This window comes from Streptococcus sp. HMSC074F05 (assembly GCF_001808725.1).
GTDB lineage: Bacteria > Bacillota > Bacilli > Lactobacillales > Streptococcaceae > Streptococcus > Streptococcus parasanguinis_I.
Genome location: NZ_KV794411.1, coordinates 507,354 through 520,329 on the forward strand (window position 1 = coordinate 507,354; position 12,976 = coordinate 520,329).

Sequence of the window (12,976 nt, forward strand, 5' to 3'; positions counted from 1 at the left end):
AAAGAGGCTGGGGCATGCTTGCCTTTGCCTCATGATCTGTTCATAAAACAAGTTGATTTGCTAGGTAGCTGATGAAGAAATCAAACTCTTCGAGTTACTGATTTCTGTTTTTCTCCCTATTTCAATTCAAACTTCAATTCAGCTGTTGGTCGTACGAGTCCACGTTCATGAAGGGTTTCTGCGATTTGAACGGAGTTCCAAGCGGCACCTTTTAGAAGGTTGTCTGAAACCACCCACATGTGGATCCCTTTTTCAGCATCCAAGTCTTTACGGATACGTCCAACGAAAGTATCACGTGAACCGACAGCATTAACTGCTTGAGGATAGATTTGGTGAGCAACGTCGTCTTCAAGGACAGCACCTGGGAAGGCAGCAATCGCAGCTTTCACTTCGTCAATTGGTGCCACTTCTTTAGTTTCAATGTAGACTGACTCAGAGTGAGCTGACAAGACTGGAATACGCACACATGTTGCTGACACGGCAATGCTATCGTCTTCCATAATTTTCTTAGTCTCGTTTGTCATCTTCATTTCTTCATATGTGTAGTCATTATCTGTGAAGACATCAATTTGAGGAAGAGCGTTGAAGGCGATTGGATAGTGTTTCTTATCTCCACCTGAAGGCAAAATTTCAGCTTTGACATCACGTGGATTAACGCCGTCGTTTAAGACTTCCTTCAACTCACGTTGGGTTTCAAGAATTGCTCCCATACCAGCACCTGATACAGCTTGGTAAGTGGATACGATGATACGGTCCAATCCCCATTTTTGACGGACTGGCTCAAGAGCGACCATCATTTGGATCGTTGAACAGTTTGGACAAGAGATAATTCCGTTATGAGCATCAAGCGCATGTGCATTCACTTCAGGAACAACCAATGGGACATCCGGATTTTGACGGAAATAAGAAGTGTTATCCACCACCACTGCGCCTGCTTTCACAGCGTATGGTGCATATTTAGCAGATGTTGAACCGCCAGCTGAGAAAAGGGCAATATCAACCCCTTCGAAAGCATCTTCAGTCGTTTCTTCGATGGTCACGTCTTGCCCTTTAAATTGCAAGACTTTTCCTGCAGAACGTGCTGACGCAAGGTAGCGAATTTTGTCGATTGGAAGTGTTGATTCTTCCAACATTTTGATCATTTGAGCACCAACGGCACCTGTAGCACCGACAACAGCAACTGTGTATCCCATAGTAAATCCTCTTTCAAAATTTTCTAAAAATTGAGTATTTGTACTATTATACAATTTTTTGGCATAAATGAAAAGTACCAACAGTAGGAAAAAATCCTGATTCTAAGACCAGGATTTTTAATGGTTATTTATCATAAAAGCTCTTTAATTCAGGTCATAGTTCAAGTCACTTAAATCTTTCTTACCTTGTGTTTCTTCAGCAAGAAATGGAACTTGATGGATCCCCTTTACACCTGCTACGATAGACGCTGGAAAGGAAACAATTTCTTGATTGATGTGGCTGACATTACTGTTAACAATTCGCTTCGCTGCAGCAAGATCTTCATTTTCGTCAGCAATTTCCTTTTGTAGGGCCAAGAATTGGTTAGAAGACAAGAGCTCTGGATAGTTTTCACCGACTGCACGAATTTGTGCCAAGACATCATTTTGATTGGTAATGACTTGATTGGATTCTTGAATAGTCGCTCCTTGGCGTAAAGAAACTAAATCAGTGAAAATCTGTTGCTCGTGCTTTGCATAGGCTTTGGCTACTTTTAGCATTTCCGAAATGGTATCATAGCGTTTTACGAGGACGATATCAACCGTTCTCTTTGATTCTTCAATGGTCACTAGATAGCGATTGAGACGATTTCCTACACTAATAAACCAAATAGCCAATAGGGCAACAAATATGATTAAGCCGATAATGAGATTCATGATGCTTCTCCTTCAAAAATTGCTGTTATTTCTTTAATTAAAGCTAGTTCTCTGCATAATTTATGATATTCAGATACAAAAGATAGTTGATCAATATCTTCCGGTTTTTGGGGAGTCGGAAAGATATAGCGATCGGTATACAAAGAAATAAATAGTTTCTTGTCTTTCAAAAATACACACATGGCATTTTGAGAAATTTGTCGATCAAACCATTCCAACATCTTAGGGGTGAGAAATTTACGGGCAGACAGTTCGTCCGTGCAGTAGATATTGTAATTTTCGTTATTGCGAATATCCTCGGTTTCAATCTGCACTTCATCCCCTCTGGCTCCAGGATAAACCCCATTCACCTCCCTCTTAAAAAGAAAGGATTTCTTGGTCGGAACCACCCGAAGATGACCAGAGAAATTGATCGGTAGACATAAAGAGAACACTTGTCCAAGAAAATCTGTAACTTCCACATGTTCCGTCCTCGTATGTCCATTAGACGTCCGGTAACGAGTCTCCGTATGATGGGCATAGAGATTTGACACCGTTAGCTCTTTGTCATCATGAAACGATAGTTCTTTGAAACATAGAAAATCAGTCGATCGAGGACATAAATGCGAGAGAGCTTCAGAAGGGATGGAACCGTCCTCTTTGATCGAAGCCTTAGGAAAAACTTCCTTTAATACAGGCGACAGGATATCATCAAGATAGATCTCATCGTTCGAACGAATTCGATCCCCAAACAAGGCTTTTCGTTTTTTATATTGCGGCCAATAATACAAACCAACAACTAAAAGGATCAAAGGAATAGCTGCAAAACGCAATAAAATGAGAGACAGTATGGCGCAAATAATACCAAAAGATCGCAAAACATTCCACTGAAGATTGTTCTTCATCTGTTCTCGGATCAATCCGATGGCATCCTGAAATTGTTTGGAGTTTTCAAGCTCTTCAATTTTTTGCGAATAGTCTGTAGATGCTGAATCATTAGAATGATAGAAATCTCCCAATCAACTCCACTCCTTTCTGACCTAGGCACTTTACTATATTATAACACCAACATAACTTTGTAGCAACTGTATTATAATAGTTTTGGTATTTTGAAGGTACAAAAAAATCCTGATCCGAAGACCAGGATTTGAGGCACCTTTCGGTGAGAACAGCCGGTTCACACAACTGTTCAAGGTCCGCTCCTGCGTTACAATTGAATGTAGACCTCCTCAGCGCAAAAGGCTCCTAAGAGCCAATCGACTCATCGCATGAATCTAGTTTACCATGAACATCCACAAACTGTCAAGAAGGTAAGTACTTGCTTCCTTCCCGAATGCTTAATGGTGACAACTGATCTCGATAGCGGTCGATAAAGACCCCTACCCAATCCGGATTGACCTTGGAATAGTTGCGTAAGCTCCAGCCAATTGCCTTATTTATAAAGAACTCGCTTTGACCTAGATTATTGAGGATCACTTTTTCTAACAAATCCGTATCTGTTTTTTCTTTCCTCATAAGCTGGTGATCAATGGCAATCCGCCTCAACCAAAAGTCCTGATCCCTACTCCAATCCAGCATAACCTGTTTGGTTTCTGGATATGTGAAAGTAATCTCTCCGATGATGCGGTCCAACTGATCAATACTATCCCACCAGGACTTGGTTTGAGCCAATTCCTTTAGCTTTGGAAAATCTTCAGGTCTAAGCTCCTTCTTCTTTTTATCCAGATAATCCATAGCAATATATTGAAACTCACGATAAGGTTGCTGCCAACACTCTTCCACAAAAGTCCAATCAATTGGATCCTTTATGAAAGGTTTAAAAAACTCTCTTTCAATCTTTTTGAGAATTGGTTTTTGAACGCCAAGAAAGCTGAATTTATTTTTCATATAAGCTTCCATTGCTGGGACTTTCGCTGGATCAGCTTGGTCTTCTAACAATTTCAAAAGAATTTTTGTATCCATATGATTCCTCCTTTTTTACATCAAAGGTCCAATCAAAGAAAAGAGATAGCCACCCAGACGATGAGCTATAGGCATTTTAGACAAGCTATCCAGAGTAACTTCCTCTGAGAGAGCCTGGGTTTTCTCAAAATCTTCTTCAATCTTAAGCACTTCCAGATTTTTGTAGAGATAAACCCCATCTTCAAAATTTTGATAGAGACTTCGGTAGTCTGTATTAATGGTTCCTACCACCGCTTGTTGGCTATCAGAAACATAAACCTTAGCATGGACAAAGCCTGGGGTATAACGGAAAATACGGACGCCAGCATCCAAGAGCACTTTAAAATAGGTCGTCGCAATATCAAAGGCATACTGTTTATCTGGAATCCCTGGCATAATGATCCGAACATCTACTCCTCGTTTGGCCGCAAAAGTCATGGCTCTAACCAATTCGTCATCCAAGATCAAATAAGGGGTCATGATGTGAACATAATCGGTCGATGTATTCAGTAAATGAAGATAAACATCCTCAGCCACTTTGTGATAGGTCAATGGTGAATTGCCATAAGGGAGTACAAAGCCCTGGCTCTTTCTTTGTTGAGGTTTTTCTTGTAGATAGTGCTCCATATCCGCTTTATCTTCTATTCCAGTCACTGTCCACATGGTCAAAAAGAGAGCTTTTAGCGTTTGAACTGCTGAACCATCTAATCGAAGGGCCGTGTCCTTCCAATGACCAAAGTGTTCTCGTTTATTGACATACTCATCAGCGATATTAACGCCACCAGTATAAGCAACTTGACCATCAATCACTGTAATCTTTCGATGGTCTCGGTAATTGTAATAGGTTGATAGAATAGGCTTGACTGGTGAGAAGGCCTGGGCTTTAATCCCAACCTTGTGCAATCGCTCGATATAATCGTAGGACAAGGTAGTCATCTCATTCATCCCATCAAACATGACACGAACATCCAGACCTGCCTTGGCCTTCTCCTCTAAAATGGCTAAAATCTCACCCCACATGATCCCTTCGTCAATAATGAAATATTCCATGAAGATATAACGCTCCGCCCTTTTCAAATCCTCCAACAAGGCTGGAAGCATGTCATCTCCAAGTGGAAAATAGGTAACCTCTGTGTCTCTGTAGATAGGAAACTGTGCTGGACTATGCTCCAAAAAATAAGCTAATTTCTGTAATTGGCGATCACTTTGGGATAAATAATCAGCAACTCCTGGATCGGTGCTTAGATAGTCGGATGCCTGCACTGTAGCATCCTCAAGTCGTTTTTTCAAGCGTCTTACACCCAAATCAGCTAACGAAAAATAGAGCAGAGCCGTCCCAAAAATTGGAAAGAGGGCAATGATAATCACCCAGGACAGTTTGGAACGAGAATCCATGGAACGATTGAGCAAGTAAAAGAAGGTAAAGACACTCAACAAGTGTTCCCATAAGATAATGGATGGGAAATGCTCTTGTAGACTGAGATATGAAAAGACAAGAAAGGCCAATTCCAGTAAGAAGAACAGAAGAATGGGAACCTTTCGGTTAAGTAGAATTTTAGCCCATCTTGAGGCCTTTTGAGGTAACAGTCTAGCACTTTGTTCTTGAGTCATAAAAACCTCTTTCGTATAAAAACATCTTCTATGCTGAATAATTTATGGATTGTTTCAAGTGATATGGAGCTTTCATTTCATTTAGCTACTACTCCTTATCAGCTCTTACTTGATTTTTCTCACCGGCCCTTCGATCGTCTTTTGCATCCAGACGATATCATGCCATTTGTTAAACTTATAGCCAATCTTTGGGAAATGAGCCACTTGGACATACCCTCGCTTTTCATGCATGGAAATGCTCGCTTCGTTCGGAACTGCGATACAAGCCAGAAAGCGTAAATAGCCTCGTGATTGCAACTCCTCTTCTAAGGCCGTATAAAGGGCCGATCCAATCCCTTGTCCACGCGCTTCTTTTGCTACATAAATAGACAATTCAGTGGTCCAATCATAGGCAGCGCGTGCATAATAGGTCGAAGCATAGGCATACCCCACAACTTTCCCATCCACTTCTGCGACCAAATAAGGAAATTGGGTCAGCGTTTTTACGATGCGACTTTCAAATTCCTGGACAGTCGGCACATCAACCTCAAAGGTAATGGCTGTCTCTGTCACATAAGGTTGGTAAATCGCTCGGATAGCTGCTGCATCGCTGAGCTGAACGGGTCGAATCATTATGGTGGCCTCCTCATTAGATTATACCTAGTATACCGATATGCCTTCTCACTGTCAATGAAGGACTAGCAGCAAGCAAAAAATCCTGGAATTGTATCCAGGATTTCCATCCTTCTTAAACCGTTTGACTTAATCACAACATCCGGTAAAGGAATAAAGCACTCGGAGCCTTCAAAAAGCTCTTTTGCTTGGAATTTGTTGCTTTTAGCACATAGTTAGGTTTGACTGTTTTGGTGACTGTCTTAGCCTGTTTAAGATTCAGGCCGGTTTGTTTTTTAGACGGTTGAAGGGAAGCTTTAACTGCGCCTGCTTGAAGGGGTTTTTCTTTCACCTTCAAGGCTTGTACAACTGGTTTTGAAGCAGGAGCAGATAGTCCTGCTTGAGCTGAATGAGAGAGTTGACTCATGGTTTGATTGTTTCTGACTTCGACATGGTTTAGGATACCTCCATTTGGATTGAGGTGATCGGTCACACCTGTATCAAATGGCGCTACAAATACATTGTCCTCAATGGTGACATTTTTAATATCTCCATAGCGCGTTTCAACATCAATCGATCCACGATGCTTGTTGTAGATATCGCTCTTCGTCCCTGTACGCTCCAAGAGATTGTGGTGAACCCGAATTCCTTCTTCATTCAAATCAAAGTTATGGCCCTTAAAGACAGTTGTCAAGCGAATTCCGGCATCCCCGATATTGTCTTTAATCCGATTGTAGGCAATTTCATGGCCTTTTCCACCAAAGATTCCCACACCTCCAGCGCGCCAACCGAGTTCAATCGTATTGTGCAAGAATTTATTATTTTCTGCTACTGCTGATTCTGTTCCATCCGCAATACTTGACCAGCTGGCTAGTCCGTCATCTCCATTTCCACGGATACTAGAATTGCGGACAATCGAATTCTTAGTCCCTTGGGCAAAGTTGACTCCGTCAGCCAGGTTATTGCGCAAACGGACATTTTCTACTACTAGACCATCTGTGTACTTCATATCATTTTTTCCAGCATAATCGCCAATCCACATGCCGACTTCAAAATGTTCGGCCCAAATATCGTGAATATGAGAATTCTTCCCTGGCGTTCCAGAAATGGCCTTGTACTGAGCATTTTCACCATAGCGTGAACGGAGGTTGGAGGATAGATAGACATCGCTAAATTCAACATGGTTGTCTTGGTGAAGGAAGTCAAATCCACCGCCACCAGCTTGGTCACTAGTAAAATGCAGTTGGGTATGCCAGATACCAGCCCCTGAAATCTTCATATCAGAAGCATCGATACCGACTTTTCGATTGAGATTAAATCGCCCAGCTGGGATATAGACATTTTTACCGGTTTGTTTTGCCTCATAAATCGCATCATAGAGGGCCTGGCTGTCATCGGTATCATCATTTGGCGTAGCTCCTTTAGAAATGATATTGATGGCATTGTCTCCCTGAGCAATCGGGTCCGGAGCTTGCTCAAATTCCACAAAGTCAAGGCCGTAATGGACGTCGTCTGCTTTGTTTTTTACGAGTGAAACCACATCTCCTTTTTGAAGTTGAATGCCTGGAAGCAGGCTATGCACTTCGTCAAATTGGAAGCGGGCACGTGTATCAGCCTGTGCACTATCGTGTACACCTTTGTCATTCAAATACTGCCAGTTAGATGAGGACGAAAGATTCAATTGTTGAACACTATGACCATTCACCTGTACATCGAGTTGTCCACTTGCACCATCTGGTACCGTGTAGCGTACGGTTAAAGCATTGGCTGGTTCATTGACCTTAAAGGAAACACCATCTCCCTTTTCTTTTAAAGCGACATAAGTCTGATCAGAAGCTTCAATAGCTGTTGAGTGACTGTCTTGAGACTGCTCCACCTCTGCATTTCCAAGGAGATCTCCTTTGTCAGCCTCATAACGGGTGTAAGGCATAGATGCTCCATATTTGCTGGTATCTACTTGAGAACTTGCGGGATCAGAGGTTGTCGCTTCTTGCCCTTGTGTTTGGACTTGTGCCTGCTCTCCAGCTTGATCAGCTGCCACAGATTGTCCAGTCAAAAAACAAGCCCCCATGATCGCAATCACGACAGAAAAGACTCCAAGCTTAGACTTGCGAATACCAAAAACGATATCTTTGTTTAAATGATTCATCACACATTTCTCCTTTTATTTTTTACAACAATTCTATCCTAATAAAAATTATCATGACAAACAAGGTGAATTGTGTGAATATTCTGTATCAATTTGTTGCAGATATGTTAACCTTTTTATGTAGTAATAAAAGTGAGTAAGAAAAAGAGGCTGAGAATGCTTTCTCAAACCTCTTTCGATGACACAAGCTTATTCGGCTTTTTTATTTGAAAATTGGCTATTGTAGAGCTCATAGTAGAATCCTTTGTCTGCCAACAAGGATTGGTGATTTCCTTGCTCGATGATTTGGCCATCTTTGAGGACAAGGATTTTATCTGCTTCTTGAATGGTAGACAGGCGGTGAGCAATGACAAAGCTAGTCCGGCCTTTCATCAAATTCTTCATCGCTTTTTGAATCAAGAGCTCTAAACGCGTATCGACAGAAGACGTCGCTTCATCCAAAATCAAGATTTTAGGATCAGCCAGGAGCGCACGAGCAATCGTTAGGAGTTGCTTTTGCCCTAGAGAAATATTGCTAGACTCCTGGTTCATTTCCATATTATAACCACCAGGAAGCGTTCTGATAAAGTGATCAACATTAGCTGCCTTTGCAGCTTCAACAATTTCTTCATCCGTTGCGTCTAGGTTACCAAAGCGAAGATTTTCTTTGATGGTTCCCTCGTACAACCAGGCATCCTGAAGTACCATCCCAAATTGCTTACGGTAATCTTGGCGAGACAGATGGCGAATATCATGACCATCCACCGTAATCGATCCCGCAGTCACATCGTAAAAGCGCATGAGCAGATTAATCAGGGTTGTTTTCCCTGCTCCGGTAGGTCCGACAATAGCCACCATTTCACCTGGTTTCACTTCTAGGTTAAAATCACGAATCAAGGGTTTATCCGCTACATATTGAAAATCAACATGTTTAAAGCTAACTTGCCCTGTCAAATCTCCAGAGAGTGTTTCTGTCACATCTGCCACTTCATCTGGTTCATCCATGACTTGGAAAATCCGATCTAGTGACGATTTGGCACTTTGGAGTTGGCCGGCTAATTGGGTCAAGTTTTGAATGGGTTGATTGATCTGCCAGACATACTGAACGAAGGCTTGCATATTCCCGACTGTCAAACGACCCGCTACCACTTGCAAGCCCCCCATCAAAGCGATCATCAGATAGGTCAAATCTGAAATCCCATTTAAAATCGGCATCATTAAGCCGGAAATGAAGTTGGCCTTGAATCCTACCTTTTGTAGATGATGGGTAATATCATGAAACTCTTCCTGGGAAGATTTTTCTCGGACATAGAGCTTAAGGACATTAAAACCTGTTAAATTTTCTTGAACGAAGCCGTTCATTGCTCCCAAAACATCTGCCTGCTCTTTAAAGTAAGGCTGAGATTTTTTCATGATAAATCGAGCACTGAAATAAGTGATCGGAATGGACAAGATCACCACCATCCCTAATTGGATATTTAAGTACAAGACCATGCTGATGACAAAGAGCAAGGTAAAGATAGCATTGACGATTTGTAAAAAGGACTGTTGCAAGGCATTAGAGACGGTTTCGACATCGCTAGTAAAACGTCCGAGCAAATCTCCAAACTGATGCTGGTCAAAATAAGAAACCGGAATGTGATTGATTTTATGAGACAAATCATTTCGCATGTCCTGAACGGTTTTTTGAACAGCATTGGTCATGAAATAGTTGGAATAATAAGATCCCAACTCATAGAGAACCCCACGGAATAGATAGAGCGTCATAATGATCGCGATATAGGAGGTGTTAAGACCAGCTCCCGCAAGGCCTTTTGCCATATCCATGAGATTTTTTGTCAACTCAGTAATGGCAAGTCCCAAAACAAAGGGTTCGACAACACTCATGACGACACTCAGGATTTTTAAGAAAATGGACAAGCAAACTTCCAAGCGATAGGCTCTCAAGTAAGTCCATAGTCTAGAAAAACTGTTTTGTTCTTGTTTCATCTGCTTCTCCTTTCTATTCCTCTGTTAATGATGGACTATCGAGCTGCGAATTGGCAATTTCACGATAGATCTCATTGCTTTCCATCAATTCATCGTGGGTTCCTCGACCAACGATCTCCCCTTGGTCCAAGACAATAATTTGATCCGCATCCATAATGGTTCCCACGCGTTGCGCTACGATCAAGACGGTCGCATCTCCTGTGACTTCTTTGAGACGCTTCCGCAAAGTGGCATCCGTCTTGTAGTCTAAGGCAGAGAAGGAATCATCAAAAATAAAGACATCTGGATCTTTGACAACGGCACGAGCGATGGATAAGCGTTGTTTTTGACCACCTGAAAGGTTGCTACCACCTTCTGCCAAATGGGTATCAAAGCGTTCCTCACGACTGTCGATAAATTCCTTGGCTTGGGAAATTTCAGCCGCTTGTTCTAGCTCTTGTACAGAGGCATCTTCTTTCCCATAACGAAGGTTCTCAGCAATGGTTCCTGTAAAGAGCAAGGCCTTTTGCGGAATAAAACCAATCTTTTGGCGAAGGGCTTTCAGATTGTAGTCACGGACATCTACACCATCCACCAAAATTTTCCCTAGGGTGACATCATAGAATCGAGGAATCAACTGCACAAGTGAAGATTTTCCAGAACCGGTTGAGCCAATAAAGGCAATGGTTTCGCCAGGTTGGGCTTGAAAGGAAATGTTGTGGAGAACCGGACTCTCCGTCTCACCTGGATAAGCAAAGGTGACATTGTCAAATTCCAAATAGCCACGAGATGCTGTTTCTGTTACACCATTCTCATTTGGATCGATCGAAATGGGCATGTCCATGATTTCCTTGAGCCGACGACTAGAAACCGCAGTCCGAGGATACATAGTAAAGAGATTGGCTAAAAAGAGGAAGGATAAGAGCGCGTGGAAGCTATACTCAATAAAGGCAACCAGATCCCCAATTTTCAAACTACCGTCATGAAGAGGATCCAAAGCAAACCAGACAATCGCCACAATCATAGCAATGATGATCTGCACAAACAGGGGTTCTGTCAAACCAGTTAGTTTGAACAATTTATTCGAGTTTTCCGCATAGACTTCATTTTCAGCCGCAAATTTATCCTCTTGGAATTCTTCGCGGGCAAAGGCACGAATCACACGAAGTCCAGTCAAATTTTCACGTGCAAACTGGTTGAGATGGTCGAGTGTCTTTTGTTGCTTCTCAGAAAGAGGACGTGTCTTAACTGCTACATACCAGACGACGACAGCAAGAAATGGTACAGAAACCGCTACAATCCACGCTAAAGAAGGACTGGTCGTCAGAATCAAGAGAACACTGGAAACCATCATCAAGGGTGTGATGACCCCCATCTTCAACATAGAATCCGCAAACTGCATCAAAACAAAGGCATCAGAAGTCAAGCGAGTGACCAATGACGATACCCCAATTTGCTCATACTCGTGATGCGAGTACTCCTGTAACTTAGCATAGAGGTCATTGCGCATATCACGGACCATAGTGGTCGTTAGTTGACCAACCGCGTAAGACAAGATAATCCGCCCCAAAATCCCAAGCAAAATAATCGCAAACATGACCCAGCCCCAGAAATAAAGCCGATCCACATCACGCGGGTTAATCCCCTCATCAATCATGCGAGCTAGAATCGTTGGCAAGCCCAAATTGACAATAACAAACAGGACCGCTGAAAATAGATTCAGGGCTAGCCACTTGGGATACTTTTTCAAGTAAGACCAAATATATAGCATAGATGATTCTCCTTTTTCATAAATAATAACCTTGATCACACAGAAAAGAGGGAGCGAGACGAAATCATTTTCAAAGAAAATCATTCCTGCCCCAGTCCCATCTGTATTCTTATTTATTATATCAAACCAGTCATAAAAGTAAAGCAAAAGAGCAGGTTTCCCCGCTCTTCACTTGAATTATTTCGTGCGTTTGAGTTTTGCATTTTTAAGAATCATAAGATCCCCTTGGTTGCTATTACTTAACTTAGAAAGATCAAATGTCAAATAGTCACCATCGACCTTATATGTAATCTTTTCTCCACTACCATCATTTGACGAGATTGTTTTCTCTTTTTGATTGATTTTGACATCATAAGATCGCTCATTCTTTTGACCAGCGACTTCACCCGCGATGCTGAGGGTTCCTTTAGAATCTTTGATCTTAATAGAAACTTCAAAATTAATAACGTCTCCAATAGACTCTAATTGACTACCTGATAAGCCCTGCTCCTCAAGAATTTTCTTGAGTTCAGTTTTTGATGGTTTGTAGACATAAGTCCCGTTATCACTTTTGGCACCACATGCCACCAAGAGGACGGCTGCAAAAACTGCAACGAAAGCTAAAAGAATACGTTTAATATTTTTCATAATCAATCTCCTAATGTATTTTATAATGAGATTTTACCACTATTTTCATACCGATTCAAGATGTTTTAAAGAAGAAAAAGAGCAGATCCCCTCTGCCCTTCTCTTGTATTATTTTGTACGTTTGAATTTAGCGTTTTTGAACATTTCCAAAGCGGCCTCATGACCTGAACTCTTTTCACCAGATAAATCAAAAGTGAACACATCGCCTGAAACTTTGTATTTAACCTTCTCACCTTCACCTGTTTTAGATTGAAGAGTTTTCTTTTGTTGGTCAACTTTCATATCAAATGATTGGTCAGTCTTTTGTCCCATCATTTCACCTTTAATTTTAAGGCTACCTGTTTTATCTTTAATGGTCACTGAAACTTCCAATTTAACATTGTCGATCAATGCATCTACACTTGAACTTGGAGCACCTTGTTCTTCAAGGATTTCCTTCACTTCAGTTTTTGATGGTTTGTAGACATAAGT

At 41.6% G+C, this 12,976-nt stretch carries 11 protein-coding genes; all 11 read right to left on the minus strand.

Features of this window, described 5'->3' with window-relative positions:
* Positions 1-116: 116 nt before the first annotated feature.
* Entirely contained in the window at positions 117-1,193 is a 1,077-nt protein-coding gene (locus HMPREF2685_RS06280) for an aspartate-semialdehyde dehydrogenase (RefSeq protein ID WP_045759474.1), read from the minus strand.
* Between the two features lie 144 nt (positions 1,194-1,337).
* Complete coding sequence (locus HMPREF2685_RS06285) at positions 1,338-1,889, minus strand: LemA family protein (protein WP_045759475.1); 552 nt, start codon at positions 1,887-1,889, stop codon at positions 1,338-1,340.
* Positions 1,886-2,887 (minus strand): DUF3137 domain-containing protein, encoded by a 1,002-nt coding sequence (locus HMPREF2685_RS06290; RefSeq protein WP_070465936.1) that lies wholly within the window; start codon positions 2,885-2,887, stop codon positions 1,886-1,888. The genes HMPREF2685_RS06285 and HMPREF2685_RS06290 overlap by 4 nt, the downstream gene beginning before the upstream one ends.
* A 283-nt stretch (positions 2,888-3,170) precedes the next feature.
* Complete coding sequence (locus HMPREF2685_RS06295; protein WP_045759477.1) at positions 3,171-3,830, minus strand: DNA alkylation repair protein; 660 nt, start codon at positions 3,828-3,830, stop codon at positions 3,171-3,173.
* Between the two features lie 15 nt (positions 3,831-3,845).
* Complete coding sequence (gene cls, locus HMPREF2685_RS06300) at positions 3,846-5,420, minus strand: cardiolipin synthase (RefSeq protein WP_045759478.1); 1,575 nt, start codon at positions 5,418-5,420, stop codon at positions 3,846-3,848.
* A 105-nt stretch (positions 5,421-5,525) separates the two neighbouring features.
* Complete coding sequence (locus HMPREF2685_RS06305; protein ID WP_045759479.1) at positions 5,526-6,032, minus strand: GNAT family N-acetyltransferase; 507 nt, start codon at positions 6,030-6,032, stop codon at positions 5,526-5,528.
* A gap of 133 nt (positions 6,033-6,165) precedes the next feature.
* Entirely contained in the window at positions 6,166-8,160 is a 1,995-nt protein-coding gene (locus HMPREF2685_RS06310) for a right-handed parallel beta-helix repeat-containing protein (RefSeq protein WP_052690139.1), read from the minus strand.
* 189 nt (positions 8,161-8,349) lie between these two features.
* Complete coding sequence (locus tag HMPREF2685_RS06315; RefSeq protein WP_045759480.1) at positions 8,350-10,128, minus strand: ABC transporter ATP-binding protein; 1,779 nt, start codon at positions 10,126-10,128, stop codon at positions 8,350-8,352.
* 13 nt (positions 10,129-10,141) lie between these two features.
* Entirely contained in the window at positions 10,142-11,878 is a 1,737-nt protein-coding gene (locus tag HMPREF2685_RS06320) for an ABC transporter ATP-binding protein (protein WP_045759481.1), read from the minus strand.
* Between the two features lie 177 nt (positions 11,879-12,055).
* Positions 12,056-12,505, minus strand: a complete 450-nt coding sequence (locus HMPREF2685_RS06325) for a hypothetical protein (RefSeq protein ID WP_045759482.1) — start codon at positions 12,503-12,505, stop codon at positions 12,056-12,058.
* A gap of 108 nt (positions 12,506-12,613) precedes the next feature.
* On the minus strand, positions 12,614-12,976 hold a 363-nt coding region (locus HMPREF2685_RS06330), incomplete at its 5' end, for a hypothetical protein (RefSeq protein ID WP_261710332.1).

Bases quoted from the DNA above. Each gene is read 5' to 3' on its own strand.
- HMPREF2685_RS06280 (WP_045759474.1), bottom strand. From the start codon at position 1,193: ATGGGATACACAGTTGCTGTTGTCGGTGCTACAGGTGCCGTTGGTGCT.
- HMPREF2685_RS06285 (WP_045759475.1), bottom strand. From the start codon at position 1,889: ATGAATCTCATTATCGGCTTAATCATATTTGTTGCCCTATTGGCTATT.
- HMPREF2685_RS06295 (WP_045759477.1), bottom strand. From the start codon at position 3,830: ATGGATACAAAAATTCTTTTGAAATTGTTAGAAGACCAAGCTGATCCA.
- cls (WP_045759478.1), bottom strand. From the start codon at position 5,420: ATGACTCAAGAACAAAGTGCTAGACTGTTACCTCAAAAGGCCTCAAGA.
- HMPREF2685_RS06305 (WP_045759479.1), bottom strand. From the start codon at position 6,032: ATGATTCGACCCGTTCAGCTCAGCGATGCAGCAGCTATCCGAGCGATT.
- HMPREF2685_RS06310 (WP_052690139.1), bottom strand. From the start codon at position 8,160: ATGAATCATTTAAACAAAGATATCGTTTTTGGTATTCGCAAGTCTAAG.
- HMPREF2685_RS06315 (WP_045759480.1), bottom strand. From the start codon at position 10,128: ATGAAACAAGAACAAAACAGTTTTTCTAGACTATGGACTTACTTGAGA.
- HMPREF2685_RS06320 (WP_045759481.1), bottom strand. From the start codon at position 11,878: ATGCTATATATTTGGTCTTACTTGAAAAAGTATCCCAAGTGGCTAGCC.
- HMPREF2685_RS06325 (WP_045759482.1), bottom strand. From the start codon at position 12,505: ATGAAAAATATTAAACGTATTCTTTTAGCTTTCGTTGCAGTTTTTGCA.